This window comes from Bacteroides sp. MSSM.1001136sp1_RTP21357st2_D2_RTP21359_211015, assembly GCF_040913205.1.
Lineage (GTDB): Bacteria > Bacteroidota > Bacteroidia > Bacteroidales > Bacteroidaceae > Bacteroides > Bacteroides ovatus.
In genome coordinates, this window is sequence record NZ_JBDFVF010000001.1 from 251,819 (window position 1) to 275,649 (window position 23,831).

The 23,831-nt window shown below is 43.1% G+C and carries 16 protein-coding genes and 3 tRNA genes; 10 read left to right on the top strand and 9 right to left on the bottom strand.

The window, feature by feature from the left end:
* Positions 1–3 precede the first annotated feature (3 nt).
* From AB5217_RS01060 to nagA (AB5217_RS01080), 5 genes are all read left to right on the top strand, one after another.
* Positions 4–76, top strand: a tRNA-Gly gene (locus AB5217_RS01060).
* A 32-nt stretch (positions 77–108) separates the two neighbouring features.
* Positions 109–193, top strand: a tRNA-Leu gene (locus AB5217_RS01065).
* A gap of 34 nt (positions 194–227) precedes the next feature.
* Positions 228–303 (top strand) — tRNA-Gly (locus tag AB5217_RS01070).
* 190 nt (positions 304–493) lie between these two features.
* Entirely contained in the window at positions 494–1,660 is a 1,167-nt protein-coding gene (gene nagA / locus AB5217_RS01075; RefSeq protein WP_004295719.1) for an N-acetylglucosamine-6-phosphate deacetylase, read from the top strand.
* Positions 1,661–1,681: 21 nt separating this feature from the next.
* On the top strand, positions 1,682–2,857 hold the full coding sequence (gene nagA / locus AB5217_RS01080; protein ID WP_004303528.1) for an N-acetylglucosamine-6-phosphate deacetylase: 1,176 nt from the start codon (positions 1,682–1,684) through the stop codon (positions 2,855–2,857).
* A gap of 241 nt (positions 2,858–3,098) precedes the next feature.
* On the opposite strand, the gene AB5217_RS01085 is transcribed toward nagA (AB5217_RS01080), so the two are convergent.
* Positions 3,099–3,461 carry a thioredoxin family protein gene (locus AB5217_RS01085; protein ID WP_004295721.1) on the bottom strand — a complete coding sequence of 121 codons (363 nt, stop codon included), beginning with the start codon at positions 3,459–3,461 and terminating at the stop codon, positions 3,099–3,101.
* 236 nt (positions 3,462–3,697) lie between these two features.
* Here AB5217_RS01085 and AB5217_RS01090 point away from each other — a divergent pair, with 236 nt between their 5' ends.
* From AB5217_RS01090 to AB5217_RS01100, 3 genes are read left to right on the top strand one after another with little or no spacing between them, the layout of a single operon-like run.
* Entirely contained in the window at positions 3,698–4,963 is a 1,266-nt protein-coding gene (locus tag AB5217_RS01090) for a TolC family protein (protein ID WP_032843577.1), read from the top strand.
* A 22-nt stretch (positions 4,964–4,985) separates the two neighbouring features.
* Positions 4,986–6,080: an efflux RND transporter periplasmic adaptor subunit gene (locus AB5217_RS01095; protein WP_032843575.1), complete on the top strand. Its 1,095-nt coding sequence runs from the start codon at positions 4,986–4,988 to the stop codon at positions 6,078–6,080.
* A 14-nt stretch (positions 6,081–6,094) separates the two neighbouring features.
* Complete coding sequence (locus AB5217_RS01100; protein WP_032843572.1) at positions 6,095–9,220, top strand: efflux RND transporter permease subunit; 3,126 nt, start codon at positions 6,095–6,097, stop codon at positions 9,218–9,220.
* Between the two features lie 87 nt (positions 9,221–9,307).
* Here the strand turns inward: AB5217_RS01100 and AB5217_RS01105 are convergent, their stop codons facing one another.
* Positions 9,308–10,639: a sensor histidine kinase gene (locus AB5217_RS01105; RefSeq protein ID WP_004318085.1), complete on the bottom strand. Its 1,332-nt coding sequence runs from the start codon at positions 10,637–10,639 to the stop codon at positions 9,308–9,310.
* Between the two features lie 19 nt (positions 10,640–10,658).
* Positions 10,659–11,333, bottom strand: coding sequence for a response regulator transcription factor (locus AB5217_RS01110; protein WP_032843569.1), 675 nt, complete (start codon positions 11,331–11,333; stop codon positions 10,659–10,661).
* Between the two features lie 118 nt (positions 11,334–11,451).
* Here AB5217_RS01110 and AB5217_RS01115 point away from each other — a divergent pair, with 118 nt between their 5' ends.
* On the top strand, positions 11,452–13,461 hold the full coding sequence (locus tag AB5217_RS01115) for a glycoside hydrolase family 97 protein (protein WP_368112663.1): 2,010 nt from the start codon (positions 11,452–11,454) through the stop codon (positions 13,459–13,461).
* Between the two features lie 240 nt (positions 13,462–13,701).
* Here AB5217_RS01115 and AB5217_RS01120 read toward each other — a convergent pair whose 3' ends face one another.
* Together AB5217_RS01120 and AB5217_RS01125 are read right to left on the bottom strand one after the other, a co-directional pair.
* On the bottom strand, positions 13,702–15,366 hold the full coding sequence (locus AB5217_RS01120; protein WP_004295728.1) for a long-chain fatty acid--CoA ligase: 1,665 nt from the start codon (positions 15,364–15,366) through the stop codon (positions 13,702–13,704).
* Between the two features lie 281 nt (positions 15,367–15,647).
* Entirely contained in the window at positions 15,648–17,114 is a 1,467-nt protein-coding gene (locus AB5217_RS01125) for a potassium/proton antiporter (protein WP_032843565.1), read from the bottom strand.
* A 166-nt stretch (positions 17,115–17,280) separates the two neighbouring features.
* Between AB5217_RS01125 and AB5217_RS01130 the strand changes: the two genes are divergently transcribed.
* Entirely contained in the window at positions 17,281–18,465 is a 1,185-nt protein-coding gene (locus AB5217_RS01130; protein WP_042994390.1) for a uracil-xanthine permease family protein, read from the top strand.
* 213 nt (positions 18,466–18,678) lie between these two features.
* Here the strand turns inward: AB5217_RS01130 and hcp are convergent, their stop codons facing one another.
* The 4 genes from hcp to AB5217_RS01150 form a co-directional block, all read right to left on the bottom strand.
* Positions 18,679–20,310 carry a hydroxylamine reductase gene (gene hcp / locus AB5217_RS01135; protein WP_032843562.1) on the bottom strand — a complete coding sequence of 544 codons (1,632 nt, stop codon included), beginning with the start codon at positions 20,308–20,310 and terminating at the stop codon, positions 18,679–18,681.
* Positions 20,311–20,464: 154 nt separating this feature from the next.
* Positions 20,465–21,133 (bottom strand): Crp/Fnr family transcriptional regulator, encoded by a 669-nt coding sequence (locus AB5217_RS01140; protein WP_032843561.1) that lies wholly within the window; start codon positions 21,131–21,133, stop codon positions 20,465–20,467.
* A 10-nt stretch (positions 21,134–21,143) separates the two neighbouring features.
* A complete protein-coding gene (locus AB5217_RS01145) occupies positions 21,144–22,457 on the bottom strand; it encodes a sensor histidine kinase (RefSeq protein WP_368112662.1) in 1,314 nt (437 codons plus the stop codon).
* Positions 22,454–23,794 (bottom strand): sigma-54-dependent transcriptional regulator, encoded by a 1,341-nt coding sequence (locus tag AB5217_RS01150; RefSeq protein ID WP_070783032.1) that lies wholly within the window; start codon positions 23,792–23,794, stop codon positions 22,454–22,456. The genes AB5217_RS01145 and AB5217_RS01150 overlap by 4 nt, the downstream gene beginning before the upstream one ends.
* Between the last annotated feature and the right edge of the window lie 37 nt (positions 23,795–23,831).

Here is a 23,831-nt window from a genome sequence, read left to right on the forward strand (position 1 = left end):
AATGCGGAAATAGCTCAGTTGGTAGAGCATAACCTTGCCAAGGTTAGGGTCGCGAGTTCGAGTCTCGTTTTCCGCTCTTGTTTCTTTGAAATAATGGAACTAAGTTTTGCCCAGGTGGCGGAATTGGTAGACGCGCACGTTTCAGGTGCGTGTGTCGAGAGGCATGCAGGTTCGAGTCCTGTTCTGGGCACCAATCTTTCAGATTTCTGAATGACGAAATTTAGTTTGCGGAAATAGCTCAGTTGGTAGAGCATAACCTTGCCAAGGTTAGGGTCGCGAGTTCGAGTCTCGTTTTCCGCTCCATATAAGATGAGGTTGTCAGTCGATAAGATTGGCAACCTTTTTTTGTATAATATTGGAAGTTTACCGGACGATTGTATCGATAGATTGAACGGAAAAGCGTAATTTTGCAAACGAAAAAATCAATGTACTCCCCCCAAAAAAGAGCGTCATTGATTCACACAGACCTTTAATTAATTTAACTATTTGTGATATGTTAACACAGATTATTAATGCACGCATCCTCACCCCGCAAGGCTGGTTGAAGGATGGGTCAGTTCTTATTCGTGACAATAAAATTCTGGAAGTAACCAATTGTGACCTTGCAATTATCGGAGCCAAACTGATTGATGCCAAAGGAATGTATATTGTTCCGGGAGGTGTAGAAATCCATGTTCACGGTGGCGGTGGAAGAGACTTTATGGAAGGCACCGAAGAGGCTTTCCGGACAGCAATCAAAGCTCATATGCAGCATGGCACTACCAGTATTTTTCCTACTCTTTCTTCTTCTACCATTCCAATGATCCGTGCAGCCGCGGAAACTACAGAGAAAATGATGGCGGAGCCTAATAGCCCTGTGCTCGGGCTTCATCTGGAAGGACATTATTTCAATATGGCGATGGCAGGTGGACAGATTCCCGAAAATATCAAAGATCCCGATCCCGAAGAATATATTCCGTTGCTGGAAGAAACTCATTGTATCAAACGTTGGGATGCCGCACCGGAACTTCCCGGAGCCATGCAATTTGGTAAATATATCACAGCGAAAGGGGTGTTGGCTTCGGTAGGACATACCCAGGCAGAATTTGAGGATATACAGACAGCCTATGAGGCGGGATATACGCATGCCACTCATTTTTATAATGCAATGCCGGGATTCCATAAACGGAAAGAGTACAAGTATGAAGGTACGGTAGAAAGTATTTATCTGATTGATGATATGACAGTGGAAGTGGTGGCAGACGGTATTCATGTGCCTCCAACAATCTTGCGCCTTGTTTACAAGATAAAAGGAGTGGAACGCACTTGTCTGATAACGGATGCATTGGCTTGTGCCGCCAGTGATAGTCAGGTGGCTTTTGATCCGCGTGTGATTATCGAGGACGGAGTATGTAAGCTGGCAGACCATTCAGCACTGGCGGGAAGTATTGCAACGATGGATCGACTGATTCGTACCATGGTGCAGAAGGCGGAAATACCTTTGGAGGATGCCGTGAGAATGGCCTCCGAAACTCCTGCCCGGATTATGGGAGTACTCGACCGTAAAGGAACGCTGGAGCGTGGCAAGGATGCCGATATAATTGCTTTAGACAGAGACTTGAATGTGAGAGCTGTATGGGCGATGGGAGAACTGGTAGAAGGCACCAATAAACTGTTTTAAATCTAATAAATAACGAAAACTATGTTGACTCAAATAATAAATGGAAGAATATTGACCCCGCAAGGCTGGTTGAAAGATGGTTCCGTATTGATTTGTGATGGAAAAATATTAGAGGTGACCAACAGTGATTTGGCGGTTATCGGTGCAACGGTTATTGATGCCAGAGGGATGACGATTGTGCCCGGATTTGTAAGTATGCATGCACATGGAGGTGGCGGACATGATTATACGGAAGCAACGGAAGAAGCATTCCGCACGGCAACTACTGCACATCTGAAACATGGTGCTACCGGGATATTTCCTACATTATCATCTACCTCGTTCGAAAGAATCTACCAGGCAGTTGATGTCTGTGAAAACCTGATGAAAGAGAAGGATTCTCCTGTTCTTGGCCTGCATATCGAAGGTCCTTACTTGAATCCGAAGATGGCGGGAACACAGTATGACGGTTTTCTGAAAACTCCGGATGAAAATGAATATATTCCTTTATTGGCGCGTACGTCTTGCATCAGACGTTGGGATATTAGTCCCGAACTACCCGGTGCACATGATTTTGCAAAGTATACCCGTTCGAAAGGAATTATGACTGCTGTTACACATACCGAAGCCGAATATGATGAAATTAAAGCTGCATTTGCAGTAGGATTTTCTCACGCCGCTCATTTCTATAATGCGATGCCGGGTTTCCATAAACGCCGTGAATATAAATATGAGGGTACAGTGGAAAGTGTGTATCTGACGGATGGAATGACCGTGGAAGTGATTGCGGATGGTATTCACTTGCCTGCCACTATCCTGAAACTAGTTTATAAGTTGAAAGGCGTGGAGAATACCTGTCTTGTTACCGATGCTTTGGCGTATGCCGCTTATGAAGGGAATGAACCGATTGATCCTCGTTATATCATAGAGGATGGCGTATGCAAGATGGCGGATCATTCTGCGTTGGCCGGTAGTTTGGCTACGATGGATGTATTGGTTCGCACCATGGTGAAGAAAGCCAATATTCCTTTGGAAGATGCTGTGCGTATGGCTTCTGAAACTCCTGCCCGTTTAATTGGAGTGAGTGACCGGAAAGGGGCGTTGGCAAAGGGAAAGGATGCCGATATTGTGATTCTTGATAAGGAGTTGAATGTACGATGTGTATGGTCGATGGGAAAGATTGTTCCGGGAACTGATATTCTGTTGCATAAAGAATAGTTGAAATAATCTCCAAAGAGGAGGGTCATAATGAATAATAAAACGCAGATTAACACAAATTATCGCAGAAATAATTTTATAAGTCATTGATTAATATATCAATATAAATGAAATAATCTGCGATAATTTGCGTTAATCTGCGTTTTGACACACTCCCTATTATAAAAGCCAATGTTCTGTATGATATCAAAAGTCCGGCAGTTTATCATCATCAGAAGTATCCCGGACTTTTAATGTATTTTTATTCTGAAAGTAAACTGGTTTCTATCAGTTCTTTCAATTGGTTTTTATTCATAGTGCCTAATTTCATTGTCGGTTTGCCGTTCAGCGGGCAAAGTAACAGGTTGGGAATGGTGCGGATTTTAAATGCACTTTCCAATTCCGGTTCCTGATCGACATCTACTTTATAAATATCTAATTTCCCTTCGTATTCTTTAGCTAGTTGGTCTAATATAGGCGATAACGCTTTGCAATAGACGCACCACGGGGCATGAAAATCGACCAGGCAAGGTTTATTCCCTTTGAAGTTCCAGTTATCAGGATAAGATTGATAATCAGCTACCTTCTCTACAAAACTATCTTTGGTTAAATCTATTATTTTCATATATTCTATTTTTAATGGTTCATTTCATTTTCTCTACTGCAAAGATAGGGGAGTTGGGATAAAAGAAGGATAGCCATTTTTCCTGTTGTGTTTACAATTCTTCCTTCTATGGCTGTTTTCTAATCAAATTCTAATCTGATATGAGAGGCTTATAATGACTTTTTCCCGTCTCTCCGGCTACAGAATTGTAATTTTGCCGCGACAACTACAATAAGGTCATAAAGATAAATATAGTAATGAACAGAGTATTTCTAATTTCTTTTTTTCTTCTGCTGACAGGAGGAATATGCGCGCAACAGGCTACCACAGGAACATTAACGCTGAAAGAGGCGGAACAACGTTTTCTGGAACGTAACTTATCACTGATAGCCGAACGGTATAACATTGATATGGCACAGGCACAAGTGCTGCAAGCCAAATTATTTGAGAATCCGGTAATCTCGTTAGAACAGAATGTTTATAACCGCCTGAACGGAAAGTATTTTGATTTTGGTAAGGAGGGTGAAATGGTTGTGGGAATTGAACAGGTAATTCGTCTTGCCGGACAACGGAATAAGCAGGTGAAACTGGAGAAAATCAACAAAGAAATAGCAGAATATCAGTTTGAAGAGGTGATGAGAACACTTCGTCAGGAGCTGAATGAGAAGTTTGTACAAGTCTATTTTCTCTCGAAATCCATATCCATTTATGAGAAGGAAGTGAATTCTCTGCAAGAGTTACTTGCCGGAATGAAACTGCAACAGGAGAAAGGAAATATTTCATTGATGGAAATGTCCCGTCTGGAATCTATGTTGTTCTCTTTGAAGAAAGAGAAGAATGAACGGGAAAACGAGTTGTTAACCCTTAGAGGGGAACTTAATGTCTTGTTAAATCTTCCGGGAGACACGATGGTTGAGTTATCACTGGATGAAGAGGTGTTGAAGCAATTGGATTTGTCTCAACTATCGTTCGCCGACTTGAAAGCGATGGTGAATGAACGGCCGGATCTCAAGATTGCCCGGAGTACGGTCAGTGCTTCCCGTGCAAATCTGAAATTGCAGAAATCAATGGCATTTCCGGAATTTTCGGTGAATGGTAGTTATGACCGTGCCGGAAACTTTATCAATAACTATTTTGCAATAGGAGTGAGCTTGTCAGTACCTATTTTCAACCGCAACCAGGGAAATGTGAAAGCTGCCCGTTTTAGTATCCAGCAGGCAGGAGCGGAACAGGAAAATGCGGCTAACCGTGCAGATATGGAGCTTTATACTGCTTATGCTTCACTGGATAAAGCAGTTCAGCTTTATCAATCTACCAATATGGAACTGGAACGTAACTTCGAAAAACTGATAGCAGGAGTGAATGAGAACTTTAAGAAACGAAATATCAGCTTGTTGGAGTTTATCGATTACTATGACAGCTATAAAGAAACTTGTATTCAGTTACATGAAATAAAGAAAGATGTTTTCCTGGCGATGGAAAACCTGAATGCAACTATCGGACAAACTATATTGAACTACTAATATTCATAAATTATCAAAGACTATGAACTGGAATAAATTCCTTCCTTGCATATTGCTTACTACCGTATTGGGAGCATGCTCCGGTAAAGGAGAACAAACGAATGTTGAACCGGCTGTCTTATGCCTGACAGATAGCTTATTGAGGATTGTATCTGTCGATACGGTTCACGTTCAAGAGGTGATTGACGAACTGGCATTAAACGGGCGGGTCACTTTTAATGAGAATCAGGTGGCACATGTATATCCGATGTTTGGAGGTACGGTAACGGAACTGAAGGCTGAAATAGGAGACTTTGTTCGTAAGGGAGATGTGTTGGCAGTCATCCGCAGTGGAGAAGTGGCAGATTATGAAAAGCAATTGAAGGAGGCGGAACAACAATTATTGCTGGCACGCAGAAATATGGATGCTACGCAGGATATGTATGCTTCCGGGATGGCTTCGGATAAAGATGTACTTCAGGCGAAGCAGGAGTTGATAAGTGCCGAAGCCGAAGAAAGAAGAATAAAGGATGTTTTCTCTATTTATAATTTCTCCGGAAATGCTTATTATCAGCTGAAATCTCCCGTTTCGGGGTTTATTGTGGAGAAACAAATCAGCAGGGATATGCAGTTGCGTCCGGATCAGAGTGAAGAACTGTTCACGATTTCGGGGTTGTCAGACGTATGGGTGATGGCGGATGTGTATGAAAGCGATATCAGTAAGGTTTCCGAAGGTGCCTCCGTACGCATTTCTACGTTGGCTTATCCGGATAAGATGTTTGCCGGTACGATTGATAAGGTGTATCATTTGTTGAATAATGAAAGTAAAACGATGAATGTCCGCATCAAATTGAAGAATGAAGAATATTTGTTGAAACCGGGGATGTTTACGAATGTAAGTGTGAAATGTAAAGCGGATGGAATTTCCATGCCTCGTATTGATGCTCATGCACTGGTATTTGAAGGAGGAAAGAATTATGTGGTCGTGGTGGAGCCGGATCAGCGTTTGCAGGTGAAAGAGGTGGATGTGTACAAGCAGTTGAGCAAGGAGTGCTATATCCGTTCCGGACTTTCCGAGGGAGACAGAGTGCTGAATAATAATGTATTGTTGGTATATAATGCGTTGAATGCAGATTAAAAACAGAAAATAGTATGCACAAATTCATAGATAATATAGTGGCTTTCTCGCTGAAGAATAAATTCTTTATTTTCTTCTGTACAGCGATTGCCGTTATAGCCGGAGCTGTTTCCTTTAAACATACTCCGATAGATGCTTTCCCGGATGTGACGAATACGAAAGTGACGATTATCACGCAATGGCCGGGGCGTAGTGCCGAAGAGGTAGAGAAGTTTATCACCATTCCTGTTGAGATTGCGATGAATCCCGTTCAGAAGAAAACGGATATTCGTTCCACCACTCTTTTCGGGCTTTCTGTCATCAATGTAATGTTTGAAGATCGTGTCGATGATTTCACAGCACGTCAACAGGTATATAATTTATTGAATGATGCCGACCTTCCGGACGGGGTAACTCCGGAAGTACAACCTCTGTATGGACCGACGGGAGAAATATTCCGTTATACGCTTCGTAGTGACAAGCGCAGTGTGCGGGAACTGAAAACGATTCAGGATTGGGTGATTGAACGTAATCTCCGTTCAGTATCCGGCGTAGCGGATATTGTGAGCTTCGGCGGAGAGGTGAAGACGTTTGAGGTAAGTGTGAATCCTCACCAGTTGATTAATTATGGCATTACCTCTTTGGAACTGTATGATGCGATAGCTAAAAGTAATATCAATGTAGGAGGAGATGTTATCACTAAAAGTTCGCAAGCTTATGTGGTTCGTGGAATCGGTTTGATTAACGATCTGGATGAATTGAGAAATATCGTAGTGAAAAACATCAATGGCACTCCGATTCTGGTGAAGAATCTTGCCGATGTACACGAATCCTGTCTGCCTCGTTTGGGACAAGTGGGCCGAATGGATGAAAATGATGTTGTACAGGGGATTGTAGTCATGCGGAAAGGAGAGAATCCGGGTGAGGTGATTGCAAACCTGAAAGATAAAATAGAAGACTTGAATCAGAATGTGCTTCCGAAAGATGTGAAGATAGTGGCATTCTATGACCGGGAGGACTTGGTGAATCTGGCGGTAAAGACTGTGACGCATAACCTGATTGAAGGAATATTATTGGTTACGTTTATTGTATTGATCTTTATGGCAGATTGGCGGACTACCGTGATTGTTGCTGTCGTTATCCCATTAGCCCTTTTGTTCGCATTTATCTGTTTACGGGTGATGGGAATGTCCGCCAATCTGCTTTCTATGGGAGCCATAGACTTCGGTATTATTATTGATGGGGCCGTGGTGATGGTGGAAGGAGTGTTTGTGGCTTTGGACAAGAAAGCGAGGGAAGTGGGGATGCCGGCTTTTAATGTGATGTCTAAAATGGGCTTGATCCGTCACACGGCAAAAGACAAGGCAAAAGCGGTTTTCTTCTCCAAATTGATTATCATCACTGCATTGATTCCTATCTTCTCTTTCCAGAAGGTAGAAGGAAAGATGTTCTCTCCTTTGGCATACACGTTGGGCTTTGCACTGTTGGGAGCTTTGATCTTTACATTGACATTGGTTCCGGTGATGTCTTCCATGTTACTGAAAAAGAATGTTCGTGAGAAAAATAACCGTTTTGTCCATTTTATCAATGCAAAGTGTTCGGCTCTTTTTGATTTATTCTATGCGCACAGGAAGCTGACTATCGGAATGGCAACCGTAATAGCAGGTGTCGGATTATGGCTTTTCTCTTTCCTGGGTACGGAGTTCCTTCCGCAGTTGAATGAGGGATCTATCTATATTCGTGCTACCTTGCCACAGAGCATTTCGTTGGATGAATCGGTGACTCTTGCCAATAAAATGAGAAAGAAACTATTAACGTTTCCGGAAGTGCGGCAAGTGCTGTCGCAAACCGGACGACCGAATGACGGTACAGATGCTACCGGATTCTATAATATCGAGTTCCACGTTGATATTTATCCCGAAAAGGAATGGGAGAGTAAGTTGACAAAACTGGAACTGATTGATAAGATGCAGGATGATTTATCCATTTATCCCGGTATTGACTTCAATTTCTCACAACCGATTACCGATAATGTGGAGGAAGCAGCTTCCGGTGTGAAAGGATCTATTGCGGTGAAAGTGTTTGGTAAAGATTTGTATGAGTCGGAGAAATATGCGGTTCAGATAGAGAAAATCCTGGGTACGGTTCAAGGGATTGAAGACTTGGGTGTGATTCGGAACATCGGTCAGCCGGAGCTTCGTATAGAGTTGAATGAACGCCAATTGGCGCGTTATGGGGTTGCTAAGGAAGATGTGCAATCAATTATCGAAATGGCTATTGGCGGAAAATCGGCTTCACTGTTGTATGAGGATGAGCGGAAGTTTAATATCATGGTAAGATACAGCGAACAATTCCGTCAGAATGAAGAGGAGATAGGTAAGATATTGGTTCCGGCGATGGATGGAACGATGGTACCTATCAAAGAATTGGCAGATATAACGACGATTACGGGACCGTTATTGATATTCCGTGATAATCACGCTCGTTTCTGTGCAGTGAAATTCTCGGTGAGAGGTCGTGATATGGGTACGGCAGTTGCCGAGGCGCAGAAAAAGGTGAATGCTTCCGTACATTTGCCGGCAGGTTATTCACTGAAATGGACGGGCGATTTTGAGAACCAGCAACGTGCAACGAAACGTCTGGCACAGGTTGTCCCTATCAGTATTGCTATCATTTTTATCATCCTGTTTATTCTATTCTCTAATGCGCGGGATGCGGGACTGGTATTGCTGAATGTACCGTTCGCTGCCGTGGGTGGTATTGTGGCTCTTCTGATAACGCAGTTCAACTTCTCCATTTCTGCCGGTATCGGTTTTATTGCCTTGTTTGGTATTTGTATTCAGAACGGGGTGATTATGATTTCCGATATAAAGGCGAATCTAAAACTCGGCTCGCCCTTGGAGAAAGCCACTAAGGAAGGAGTGCGCTCGCGTATCCGCCCTGTGATTATGACAGCGGCAATGGCAGCTATCGGTTTGATGCCCGCTGCCATGAGTCATGGAATTGGTTCGGAATCACAACGTCCGTTGGCGATTGTCATTATCGGCGGATTGATAGGAGCGACTTTCTTTGCCTTGTTTGTTTTTCCTCTTATCGTAGAAATGGTATATGAACGAATGTTATATGATAAAAACGGAAAGTTATTGCAAAGACGTATTTAGTTCATTTCTATTCTGTGGAAAAAACGTTCATAGATTAAATTTGTAGTTTTCAGTAGGTAGAGAGAGAAAGGGATAAAAGAAGGGTGATTAAAAAATCACCCGTACTTTTGTTCCTTTTTCTATTTCTGAAGATATATCCAGCTTTGCATGATAAGCAGAAATGATTTTCAGGGTCAGGCTAAGTCCGATGCCTTGTCCGGCATAGTCCCGGGTATTACTGCCCCGATAGAAAGACTGGAATATGTGTTCTATTTCTTCTTGTGGAATACCGATTCCCCGGTCTTCTATATCAAGAATGACTTGTTGTTGCTCCCGGTAGAGAGTCACATTTACTTCTTTATCAGAGTATTTGCAGGCGTTATCTATTATATTTTTTAATGCTATCTTCAACAGATACGGATTGGCTTTTACAGTCATCTGCCGGTCTGTCTCTTCCAAATGAAGATGGATTCTTTCATCGGAAGCTGTCAACTCTTTTAATATATCAGCCAGAATAATCTCTTCAATATTGTTTTTCAGGAGTTCTTCTTCTTGTCGTGAAAGAAAAAGAAGATGCCGGATCAGGCTGGATAACCGTTTGCTTTCCGAAGAAATTCGTTGGAGGGATTCAATGTATTCTCCCGTGCTTCTTTCTTTCAGCAGACTGATTTCACATTCTCCCTGAATGGCAGTAATCGGATTGTTCAACTCATGTGAAGCGTGACTGACAAAGGATTTTTCTGCCTTGAATGCACTGTCCAAACGGTCGAGCATACTATTTAATGTCTTTATCATGTCCTCCAGTTCGTCATTATTGCCAGTAGTCTTTAATCGGCGGTTCAGACTGTTGGCGCGTATTCTTTTCAATTCCTTTAGTATGTGTTGCAGGGGAACCAGAATACGGCCGGAATATATTTTTCCGATAAAAAAGATCAGGACGGAACTGGCTAAGATGAGAAATATGGAAAGCAACAATAAGTGTTCCTTGATTTCTGTTCCGTAGGCATTCCGGGACATGACGAGTACGATAAAGTTGCCTTCATTATCCGGATAATAAAGGGCGGCTCCCAGTTGATCCTTATATTTGAAGGAGAAAGGGATGCTGTCCTGTCCTGCCAGCAGAAGAGCCTGCTGGTGTTGCGTGAGGTATTTATTCAGCGTATCACGCACTTCGGAGAGACTGTCCATATTTAAAAGAATCTCATGGGCTTCGGGCAGGAGTTCGTCATATTTGCGTTGGATAATCTGGTAGCTCTGTTCGTCTACTTCATCTTTTTCCCAATGCTTCTGTGCGGTCAGGTAGGCTTTTTCACGCAGGTAAGAAGCATAAAGTTTATTGATGTACTGCGTACTGAAAATATAGAATACAGCAATGATGATGACAGTGGTCAGTACACTGATTAATGTATAGAAGAGAGCTATTTTAGAACCTATTTTCATAGCCGGTGTGCTTGGGAGTTTAAGTATTCATGATATATCCTAGTCCTACGACTGTATGAATCAGCTTTTTATCAAAGTCACGGTCAATCTTTACCCGGAGATAGTTTACGTAAACATCTACGATATTGGTATTGGTATCAAAATTCTTGTCCCATACATCTTTGAGCAGGGTAATACGTGAGAGGGCAACCCCTTGATGAGTCATGAAATATTCGAGCAGGCGGTATTCTTTAACGGTAAGGTCGATGTCTATGTCCCCCCTTTTGGCTTTTCGAGTATTGCAGTCCAATACCAGGTTATCGCATGTCAATAGATTGGAAGGGACTTCTTTGTTGCGTCTCAACAGGGCTTTGATGCGTGCTTCCAGTTCTTGGAAACTAAAAGGTTTGACGAGATAATCATCTGCTCCCGCATCCAGTCCTTTGACGATGTCTTCGGTTGTTCCTAAAGCTGTCAGCATGATTACCGGGATTTGATACCCGAACATTTGGCGATAAAGTCGGCAAAGCTCCATACCATTTATTTTAGGCATGATAATGTCCAGTATTAAAAGGTCGAAAGGTTTGTCCTGAAGGATTTTCCAACCCGTATCCCCGTCATGGCAGACGGTTACCGAATGCCCGAATTCTTTGAGTCCCCGTTCGATGAAAGAGGCGATGTTAATTTCATCTTCAACCAATAGTATCTTTGCCATAATTCAGATTGTTTATGTGCAAAGATACTTTTTTCCTGGCATCCGGAGAAAGAAATCCGCCCTACATTTAAGTGTTTCTTCTTTTTGAGTTGTACTATATACAAACAATAGATATGCTATGAAAATAAATTATGTCATTGGAGCTTTTCTGTGTGTGCTGGGATGTTACGGGTGTAGCAGTCCGAAAACAGAAGTGAAATCGCCGGACGGTCATATCAAAATGGCTTTAACAGTAGATGACAACGGTAAACCATTGTATAACATTTTAGTAGGTGACTCATTGTTGATTGAAAATTCGACATTGGGATTTACAGAGAAAAACGGTATCGACCTGGGCGAAGGATTTCAGATAAAAAACACGACTTTCGACAGTAAAGATGAAACATGGACGCAACCATGGGGTGAAAATAAAACCAATAGAAATCATTATAATGAGATGGCGGTAAATCTGGTCAATAAAGATCAGGTGGAGTTAACTCTCCGTTTCCGTGTGTTTGATGATGGGGTAGGGTTTCGTTATGAATATAATGTGCCCGCAGCGGATTCCCTATTGATTACGGATGAACTGACAACTTTCCGTTTTCGTCAGGACGGTACATCATGGTCTATTCCTGCCAGTGCCGAAACTTATGAATTGCTTTATGCGCAACGTCCCATTTCCGAGGTGGAGATAGCCAATACTCCTTTCACCTTTAAAACTGCCGATGGCGTCTACGGAAGTATTCATGAAGCGGCATTGTACGATTTCTCGGAAATGACTTTGAAGCAGGCAGGAAACTATACGTTGAAAGCTGAACTTGCTCCATGGCCTGATGGTGTGAAAGTGCGTAAAGGTAATCATTTCACTACTTCCTGGCGTACTATTCAGATTGTTCCGGATGCCGTTAGTCTGATTAATTCGGCTATGATTTTAAATCTGAATGAACCAAGTAAAATAGAAACGACCGATTGGATTCGTCCGATGAAATATGTAGGTGTATGGTGGGGGATGCATCTCGGCGTAGAAACCTGGAAGATGGATGAACGTCATGGAGCCACTACTGTCAATGCCAAGAAATACATTGATTTTGCCGCTGCCAATCAGATTGAAGGCGTTTTGTTTGAAGGTTGGAATGAAGGCTGGGAAAGCTGGGGTGGTATGCAAAACTTTGACTTTACGAAACCGTATGCTGACTTTGACATTGATGAAGTGGTTCGTTATGCAAAGGAAAAAGGAGTTGAAGTTATCGGCCATCACGAGACCGGAGGGAATATTCCCAACTATGAGCGCCAGATGGATCATGCTATGCAATGGTACACAGACTACGGTATCCGTGTCCTGAAGACAGGATATGTGGGAGCTTTCCCGAATGGTTATCTTCATCACAGCCAATATGGAGTCAACCACTATCAGAAAGTGGTGGAAACAGCTGCCCGTCATAAAATGACGCTGGATGCGCACGAACCTATTAAAGATACCGGTATCCGTCGTACATGGCCTAATATGATGACACGTGAAGGAGTGAGAGGGATGGAATGGAATGCATGGAGCGAAGGAAATCCTCCGTCTCATCATGTCATGTTGCCGTTCACCCGTATGCTGTCCGGTCCGCTGGATTATACACCGGGTACGTTTGATATTTTGTTTCTGAACACCAAAGATTCTCCCCGTCGCCAGAAATGGAACGATCAGGATAAAGGAAACAGCCGTGTGAATACAACATTGGCGAAACAGCTTGCTAACTGGGTGATTTTGTATTCTCCCTTGCAGATGGCATCTGATATGATTGAAAATTATGAAGGCCATCCGGCTTTCCAGTTCTTCCGCGATTTCGATCCGGATTGTGACGAATCGAAAGCATTGGCAGGAGAACCGGGGGAATTCGTAGCCATCGTGCGTAAAGCAAAAGGCAACTATTTCTTGGGAGCAGCAACGAACGAGAAACCCCGTACACTGGAAATAAAACTGGATTTCCTGGAACTGGGCAAACAGTATAAAGCTGTCATCTATGCGGATGGAGAGAATGCGGATTGGAAATCAAATCCTACGGATTACCAGATAACGGAACAAACGGTTACTTCTGAAAATACGTTGAACATACGAATGGCTGCCGGAGGCGGACAGGCTATTTCATTTATGGCACTTTAAAAAGATCGATTGATTATAAAGTTAGACTGTTAATAATGGAAATAGGATTCGTTTTTAGGTAGGAAGATAGAAAAACAGGTAGTATAAATAAAGTTAGTTAGAGGTTAGGAAAAACGGTGAACAGCCTCAACACTGTCCACCGTTTTTATTATTAAGCATGTTCTCATTATCAGTTTATATAATCCGTGCTAATACTATGAGAATTATTGCATGGATACTTATCGTGCTTATCCGGGATAATTATCCCTTTGCTTCCTGATACATAAAGCGTTTGATTGACTTTTTCGCAGTCTTTTCAAATTCCTCGAAATGGATCTTTATTTTGCTTATTTGAGAATAGTTAGGAAGCTGTTGATTCAATTCGATACGGTTTTGTTCCATTACTTTCTGAATATCCGTCTGCTGCAATCCATGAGCGAAAGCATCGTCGAAATCCGGGTAGATCAGTGCTACCAGCTTTTCGTGCTGTAAGACGATCAGTGACTCCGAAACATACGGCATGTTGTTCAGCTTGCTTTCAATTTCTTCGGGATAGATATTCTGTCCGCTAGAGGTGAGAAGCAGGTTCTTACTACGTCCGCGGACTGTCACATAACCCTCTTCATCCAACGTACCGAGGTCACCGGTATGCAGCCAACCGTTAGCATCAATAATTTGCGCCGTAGCTTCCGGATTTTTATAATATCCCAGCATCATATTCATTCCTCTGCATACGATTTCTCCAGCATGTGTTTTCGGGTCCGGTGAGTCAATACGGACTTCCATTCGGCTGGTTGCCTTTCCGCAGGAAGCAAGTTTCAGTGTTTCCCAACGGCTGGAACAAATAATCGGACCACATTCCGTCATACCGTAAGCGATGGTGTAGGGGAACCCTATCTTTTTAAGGAAAGCCTCTACTTCCGCATTGAAAGGAGCACCTCCGATAATAATCTCGTCAAAGTTTCCACCGAAGATTTCCATGGCAGCCTGTCGTGCCAGCGATTTGATTTTATCGTTCACAATAGGCACTTTCAGCAATAACTTGCCGATTTTGCTGTCTACTTTAGGAAGAATATCTTTCTTGATAATCTTTTCCACAATCAACGGTACACAAGAAATCACTTTGGGTTTAATTTCGGAGAAAGATTGGGAAATGATTTTCGGAGACGGCATACGCGTCAGGAAATAGATGTGTGCACCTGCAGAGAATCCGTAAAGGAAATCATATACCATACCGAACACGTGTCCCATAGGCAACATGGAAACGATATGGTCTCCCGGTTTAACGGGAAGCATTTCGAAGCAATAAGCCACGTTTGACCAAAGACTGCGATAGGGGAGCATCACTCCTTTAGAGTAACCCGTGGTACCGGAAGTATAGTTGATGATAGCCAGTTCTTCCGGACGATCTTTCCGGTAACAAATATGTTCCGGTCGAAAGTTCTTGGGATACTGTTGACCGTAAATAGCGTTCCGATGTTCAAAAGCGTAAGTGAGTTTTTCGTTCCGGGACACTAATGCCGAGAAATCAGCCAGCGAAGCGATGCCCTCTAACAAAGGCATGGCATCTTCATTCAGGTTCTCCCATGCCTGGTCGCCGACGAAAAGTAATTTGGCTTCGGAATGGTTGACGATATTATGAATATTATCTGCCTTGAATTCATGCAAAATGGGAACAATAACAGCTCCGTAAGTGATAGTCGCCAGGAAAGTAACTGCCCAGTGAGCACTGTTACGTCCGCAAACGGCTATTTTATCTCCCGGCTGGATGCCGGCACTCTCCAAGACGATGTGAAATTTAGCGATTTTACGCGCTACATCCTTATATTGGAGGGTAATTCCTTTATAGTCAGTTAAGGCATCTTTGTCCCAGTTTTTGATGATGCTTTGCTCAATATAATCAATGAACTGATGTTCTTGTTCCATTCGATTTTTGCACATTTAGTTTAAAACTGCGCAAAATTAATACTTCGTAGATGTAAACCGAATTTTAAATTCAAGTTTTACGGTTAATTAACGGAGGGGGAGCGAACAATTTTATCAGCCGGATAAAGGTCATTCGTGTTTCTTCCTTAGAACTAGTTCATTGGCCTATATAAAACATTTCGTCTCCACGCATGAAGATGAAACGAATGTCTTGCCAAGGCAAGAGGTTCCATGCGTGGAAACGAATCAGTTATAGTGTACTGAATAACTCTTTTCTGATGTTATTCTGAATCAGTATCTTCTTCTTTGGATTTTTCGGAAATAAGTAACAGTTTATCTCCTTCATGCAGTTTCAGCGTTCCGTTGGGAATCAGGAACTCATCTCCACGCTTCACAATCATTACCAGTGTGCCTTTCGGAAGATTCATATCTTTCAATGTGTCTGCTTCTTCCAGCATACTTTTAGTGATAGTCATGTCACTAAGGTCAGAGTCTATTTCTTCCGGAAGTTCCACTCCGAAGTCGTTACCGGTTTTTTCCAGCGGTTTGGAAAGATTCAAAATCCGGGCGACGAAAGAAATGGTTGTTCCCTGTACGACCAATGAGACGATGGTAATAAAGAAAACAATGTTGAAAATGAGGTTCGAACCTTCTACGCCTGCCACTACCGGATAGGTAGCAAAGATGATAGGAACTGCACCGCGTAATCCTACCCAGGATACGAAAATACGTGATTTCATCGTGATTTTCCGGAATGGAAGCAGACAAAGGAACACGCTTAACGGGCGCCCGATAATAATCATGAAAACACCAATCAATAATGCCACGGCAGCTACTTCGAGCATTTCGTGCGGGTTGACAAGCAATCCCAGGCAAAGGAACATGATGATTTGCGACAACCAGGTCAGTCCGTCCATAAAGGTGTAGATATCCTTACGGTGCATGATTTTATTGTTTCCCACCATGATACCGGCGATATATACGGCAAGGTATCCGTTACCTTTCAGTAAGTCGGTGATGGAGAAAGTGAAAAACACAAATGCCAGTAATAAGATGGGATACAAGGCTTGATTATCAATATTGAGCTTATTCAACATCCGGATAGCTAGCTTTCCAAGTACATATCCGGCAGCCGCGCCGACGATAAACTGGATGACGAAAGAGCCTACGATAGCTCCGACTTCCATACCTGACGATTGAATAAACTGTATCAGGACAATGGTAAGCATATAGGCCATCGGGTCATTACTTCCGCTCTCCAGTTCCAGCATGGGACGAAGGTTGTGTTTCAAGTTCATCTTCTGTGAACGGAGAATGGCGAACACCGAAGCCGAATCCGTAGACGACATGGTGGAGGCCAAAAGCAGGGAAGTAGTGATAGGTAAATAAATATTTGACCAGCTCATACCTGATATCCACCAGATAAAGAGTCCGGTGAAAAGAGCTGTAAGTAGTACTCCGACAGTGGAAAGCACGATACCGGGACCTAGAATAGGTTTGATTTCTCTGAATTTCGTATCCATACCTCCCGAGAAAAGGATAATACTAAGGGCCACCATACCGATAAATTGGGCGTCTTTCGCGTCGTGGAACTGCAGGCCGAGGCCGTCACTTCCAAACAACATTCCTACTACGAGGAACAATAATAAGGTAGGTACTCCAAAGCGGTATCCGGTTTTTCCAACAACGATGCTGACGAAAAGTAAGATAGAACCGATAAGTAGGGTGTTTTCTGCTGTAAATATCATAGGCAATATATTATAAAGTTATAAAATTGTCGTATTAATTCTCACCGTGCGAAGTTACACATTATTAACAACAAATAAAAACTCTTTTTGGATGTATTTTTGTGAAAAAAGGGAGTTAAATTGTCTAAAAAGACTAATTTTGCAAAGAATAATCTACATTATACTTATGGATTCAAATAATCTTACACCTTTGAGGAAAGGGGTGGTGGGGGTACAATTCTTGTTTGTAGCTTTCGGTGCTACGGTACTCGTGCCGTTATTGGTAGGGCTTGACCCTTCTACAGCTCTGTTTACAGCAGGTATTGGTACGCTTATCTTTCATGCGGTTACGCGTGGAAAGGTTCCTGTTTTTCTGGGGAGTAGTTTCGCGTTTATTGCGCCTATCATTAAAGCGACAGAACTTTATGGGTTGCCCGGCACCTTATCCGGCATGGTTGGAGTAGCATTAGTTTACTTTGTAATGAGTGCGCTTGTCAAATGGCAGGGAGTGAGGGTGATTGAACAGCTCTTTCCTCCCGTTGTCATAGGTCCTGTTATCATTCTGATAGGTTTGTCACTGGCGGGAACAGGAGTGAATATGGCAAAAGAGAACTGGGTACTGGCACTGCTTTCGTTGGTTACCGCAGTCGTTGTTTCAATGAAAGCCAAAGGGCTTTTGAAACTGATTCCTATCTTCTGTGGAATTGTAGTAGGGTATCTGGCTGCATGGCTTTTCTACGATTTGGATTTGTCCGGTGTCAGGGATGCTGCCTGGATTGGATTGCCGCAGTTTGTCTTTCCTAAGTTCTCATGGGAACCTGTGTTGTTTATGATTCCGGTAGCCATTGCTCCGGTGATAGAACATATTGGTGATATTTATGTCGTTAATACGGTCACCGGAAAAGATTTCGTGAAAGATCCGGGGTTGCACCGTACTTTATTAGGGGATGGTCTGGCGTGTTTCTGTGCCGGATTGCTGGGTGGGCCTCCTGTGACTACCTATTCGGAAGTGACAGGAGCCATGTCACTGACAAAGATTACTAATCCGCAAGTGATCCGAATAGCTGCCATTTCCGCTATCTTATTCTCCGTTATCGGTAAAATCAGTGCATTATTAAGATCCATTCCAAGTGCGGTACTGGGCGGCATCATGTTATTGCTTTTCGGAACGATTGCTTGCGCGGGTATTGGTAATCTTGTGAATAATTGCATTGATTTGAGCCGTACCAGAAATATAATCATTGTATCTTTGACACTGACTGTCGGCATTGGTGGCGCTGCTTTTAATTGGGGCGATTTTTCATTGTCCGGCATTGGACTGGCAGCTTTGGTGGGAGTAGTTCTCAATTTAATATTACCCAGAGAGGATTGAAATTCTATTCAAAAAAACATCCACTATGCGGGAGTAAACGCAGGACTCCTGATTAAGCAGGAGTCCTCCTAATATAGAAAAAAAGATAGTGACGGTATATGATGGAAATAGTGACGGTATGGTTGTTGTATACCGTCACTATCCTTATCAAATACCGTCACTATTTTGTAGAAGAGAATCTGCTTGTAAAATACCCTTCTGTTTCCTTATCATTTATGATAGAAACTTCACAATATCTTCATCCACTGTACTGATACCTCCGATCCCGAATTGTTCGATCAATACGTTCCTGACATTCGGTGAAAGGAAAGCGGGAAGTGTAGGACCCAAATGAATGTGTTTCACTCCCAAAGCCAGTAATGCCAATAAAACAATGACCGCCTTTTGTTCGTACCAAGCGATGTTGTATACGATAGGCAACTGATTCACATCATCCAATCCGAAGATTTCTTTCAGTTTTAAAGCGATGACGGCCAATGAGTAACTGTCGTTACATTGTCCTGCATCCAACACTCTCGGAATGCCGTTGATATCACCTAAAGCCAGTTTATTATATCTGTACTTGGCACAACCGGCAGTAAGAATCACGGTGTCACCAGGTAATTTTTGAGCAAATTCCGTATAGTATTCACGGCTCTTCATACGTCCGTCGCATCCTGCCATTACAAAGAATTTACGGATAGCTCCGCTTTTCACGGCGTCCACCACTTTATCTGCCAGGGCTGTCACCTGTGCATGCGCGAATCCTCCGATAATTGTTCCGTTTTCAATGGCTACCGGTGGCTGACATTGCTTAGCATGAGCAATTAGTGCAGAAAAATCTTTCGGTTTTCCGTCTTTGCGTTCGGGGATGTAATGTGCCCCTTCTAAGCCGCAGGCTCCTGTGATGTAAATACGATCCTTGTAGCTGGCATTTGCACGTGGCGGAACGATACAGTTACTTGTGAACAAGATAGGACCGTTGAAACTTTCAAATTCCTCTTTCTGCTTCCACCAGGCGTTTCCGTAGTTTCCTGCCAGATGCTTGTACTTCTTTAGTTGAGGATAATAATGTGCAGGCAACATTTCGCTGTGAGTATATACATCTACTCCTGTACCCTCTGTTTGTTCCAATAACTCTTCCAGGTCTTTCAAGTCATGTCCGCTGATTAATATACCCGGATTATTGCGTACACCGAGACTCACTTGTGAAATTTCCGGATTTCCGTAGCTGCTGGTGTTCGCCTTATCCAGCTGTGCCATTGCCGATACTCCATGCTTTCCTGTTTCCAAAGTCAGCTGAACCAGTTCTTCCACTGTAATATCATTGCGGGTCAGTTCAGACAAGGCATGTTGCATGAAAGCAAATATTTCCGGTGACTCGTAGCCCAGGTTATGCGCATGCTCTACGTAGGCAGCCATTCCTTTCAGGCCATAGTGTACAAGTTCTTTCAGTGAGCGGATATCCTCGTTGGAAGTGCGAAGCACACCGACAGTTTTTGATTTCTCTTCAAACTCATCTTCGCTTCCATTCCAAAGACATTCGTCGGGAGCATTTTCGATCTTTACCTTGTTGGCAAGTTCTTTTTTCAGTTTCAGTCCTTCTTTTATTTTTTCAGTGATAGCCACTTTATCAAAATTGGCGTTGGTGATGGTAATGAACAAAGCATCATAGATAAATTTGTCTGCTTGTTCGGAAGGATGTCCATCTTTACGCAGATGTTCGTTGTAGACAGCAATTCCACGTACTACGAAGAGTAGTAAATCTTGCAGGTTAGCCACTTCAGACGTTTTACCGCACACACCTTTCAAGGTACAGCCGGTACCCATTGCGGTTTCTTGACATTGATAACAGAACATACTCATAACTTTTACGTTTTTAATTAGTCCAATATTTTATTTATTGAACGCAAAAGTAGAGGAAAGGTTTCAGCTGATTCTGTAACCAATGTTACAACAATGAATATTTTTTATCTAAAACACTCATTATTCAATTCATAAATCCTTAAAACAGTTCCTATTATTGGATAAGCCGTACCAGTTCTTCTTTCTGTAAAATAGTGATATGCTTGCGATCGGCTATCAATAATCCATCTTCCTGCATGTGCGCCAGTTCGCGGGCGAGGGAAGGACGGGATACCCCGAAATAATCACTCAATTCCTGTTGTGAACGGTCGAGGGTGATATGCGTTTGTTGCTGCTGTTTATATAATCGGAGCAGGTACGAAGCAAGTTTCTGACGAATCGTTTTGAACGACATAAAGAAAAGCTTATCCGATAAGGTTCGTGCATAATTGGCAGAAAGATTCATATAGTTTTCCAAAAACTGCTCGTTTTTGCGGAATAAACTCAATACACTTGATTTAGGAAGTTCGATAACCTCTGTCGGTTCATTGGCAGTCACTTCCACCGGATAACGGTTTTCCTCACCGAACAGAAACAGAGGGGCAATCGCTCTTGGAGCGGCGATGTCCTCCACTTTGATAAGACGCCCCGAATAATCAATCATCTCTCCACGCACGCTTCCTTTGGTCAGGATGACGAGGCGATTACACACAGCTCCCTGTTGAGCCAGGATTTCTCCTTTCTTATAAGAACGTGTATGGAAACTGATCTCTTCCAGATCGGCAAAAAGTCTTTCCGGAGTGATCTCCCGGAATAAGGGATTGTTGACGAGTGCAGGTATCATATATCAATAGTTATTTGAATTTTAAAATAAACGTTGTTTCTTTCTCCCGCAGCAAAGTGAGACTCCCGCCCGAAAGACGCATGATCTGTCGTGAAATACTAAGTCCGATTCCGCTACCATTTTCTTTGGTGGTGAAGAAAGGAATAAAGATATGTTCTGCTATTTCCGACGGGATTTCAGGACCGTTGTTTTTGATCTCGATCCATATTTCTTCCATATCATTGCAATAAGCCCGAAGCTCGATTCTACCATCCGGCTGGCTGCCGATTGCCTGGATGGCATTCTTCAGAAGATTGATAACCACCTGGGCGATGAGGTTTTCATCCGCATACAGAATTAAGTCCGCAGGAGAAATCTCCGTGTGGAAACAAATGGTGTCACACGGATTCTGATGGCGGGCAAGTTCAATCATCCTTTCTATGAACGCTTTCACGTAGAACAATGACGGTTCCGGTGCAGGTATGCGTGTAAACTGCCGGTAAGATTCTACAAAAGAGAGCAACCCTTTTCCTGTGGTGCTGATGGTCTGCAACCCGTGACTGATCTCTTCGTCTTTATCCTCGGACATGGAAAGAAGAGTGTCACAAAGAGAAGTGATAGGAGTGACCGAATTCATGATTTCATGCGTCAGAACCCGTGTCAGGCGAATCCATGAATCTATTTCCTTTTCATCGAGTTCGGTATTGATGTCGTTCAGAGCCAGAATACGCAGATGCTCTTTGCGCACATTGATTTCCGATACACGTATGGATAGATTAACGGTTCCCCGTTCGTTGTGAAATATCACTTGCAGTTTGTCTCCGGGACGGCAGTTCTCTATTTTCTCCATGAGCGTAGTGTCTACTTTACTCAACTGATGGATATGCGTGAATATATTCAGCCCCAAAAGACGGAGTGCCTCCTTGTTCTTCTGATAAACAGCCCCATTGTCATTGAGTACCAGCAATCCTATACTGACAAAATCCAGAATCAGCTCGTAATATTTCTCTTGTTGTGCGGTTTCCGCTTTTACATTATATAAGATATGTCCCACCCGGTTGAGTGCCCGGTTGATCTTTTGGCTTTCGGGAGTACCGTTTTCTTCGGGAAAATGAAAAGTGTTATCATTATTTTCAAGCGCGTTAATCATGAAAAGCACCTGCTTGGTGTGAAGCTGGTACAGGCGGATTTGCCAGATGATGCTAAGTACCAGCAGACAAAGACTGACGCCCAGCCAACCGTATGATTGATGAATACCGAACCAGACAGTCGATATACAGAAAAGTACAGTCAGCAAAACTCTGAACCAGTACCGAATCCCCAGTTGTTGGATCTGTGAGCTCATAATCCGAATTTTTTCATCTTGTTATAGAGCGTCTGCCGGGTTATTCCCAGTTGAGCGGCCACTGCCGATAGATTTCCCGCACAGGCATCGAGCGCTTTCCGTATCATCTGCACTTCCATTTCTTCCAGGGTGGAGATACTCTGTTCCTGAATGGCTATCCGTGGTACGGATAATTGGAATAATTCAGCAGGAATCAGCGGACTGTCATTGATGATAACCGCCTTTTCGATGACGTGCTCCAATTCGCGGATATTACCATACCAGGGATGCGCAGTCAATTTATCCTTTGCTTCGGGAGTGAACTTCATCAACGACTTGTCATATTGCTTGCAGAAGTGAACCATAAATCGTTCGGCCAATGGGATAATATCCTCTTTCCGTTCGCGCAGGGGAGGAATTTCCACATGAATGGTATTGATGCGGTAGAGCAAGTCTTCCCGGAATTCGCCTTTCGCTACCATCTCCTGCAGGTTCCGGTTCGTGGCACATATCAGTCGGATATCAATAGGAATTGGCGTGTTACTTCCCACTTTCACAATGCTTCGCCGTTGGATGGCGGTTAGTAGCTTTGCTTGCAGATGGTAGGGCAAGTTTCCTATTTCGTCGAGAAACAGCGTACTCTTTTCGGCAGCCTCGAACTTACCTGTCCGGTCGGTGTGTGCATCAGTGAACGACCCTTTTACATGTCCGAAAAGCTCACTCTCGAATAAAGATTCGGTGATGGTTCCCATATCCACAGCAATCATTTCTTTATATTTGCGGTTGGAAAGCACATGGATTTCCCGTGCCAGCATCTCTTTTCCCGTTCCGTTTTCACCCGTTATCAAGAGGTTGGCATCGGTGACGGCAACCTTTTCAATCAAAGCCCGTAGTTGTTGCATAACCTTGCTTTCTCCCCAGTACATAGGCGAGTGAACAGGCTTTTCTTTACTTGCCGTTTTCCTGTCGTTGTGCGTAGAGGTTGCTGCGATTTGCAGTGTTTCCACCAGTTTCTGGTTGTCCCAGGGTTTGACGATAAAGTCCGTTGCTCCCTCTTTAATACCCCGGATAGCCAGTTCAATATCGGCATAAGCCGTAAAAAGTACGACCGGAAGATCCGGACGTACTTTTTTTATTTCATGTAACCAGAATAATCCCTCATTGCCGGTATTGATGCCCGATGTGAAATTCATGTCCAGCAATACCACTTCCGGTATTTCCTCCCGTAGGACGCTCGTCAGGGTGACAGGCGAGGAGAGTGCAACGACCTTTGAGAAATAACTTTTTAAAAGGATTTGTATGGCAGTCAGCACCCCTTTATTGTCGTCTACAATGATGATTGTTCCAGATTTACTCATTTTCGTTCAAGTTTGTAAAGCGCAAACTTACGAAAAA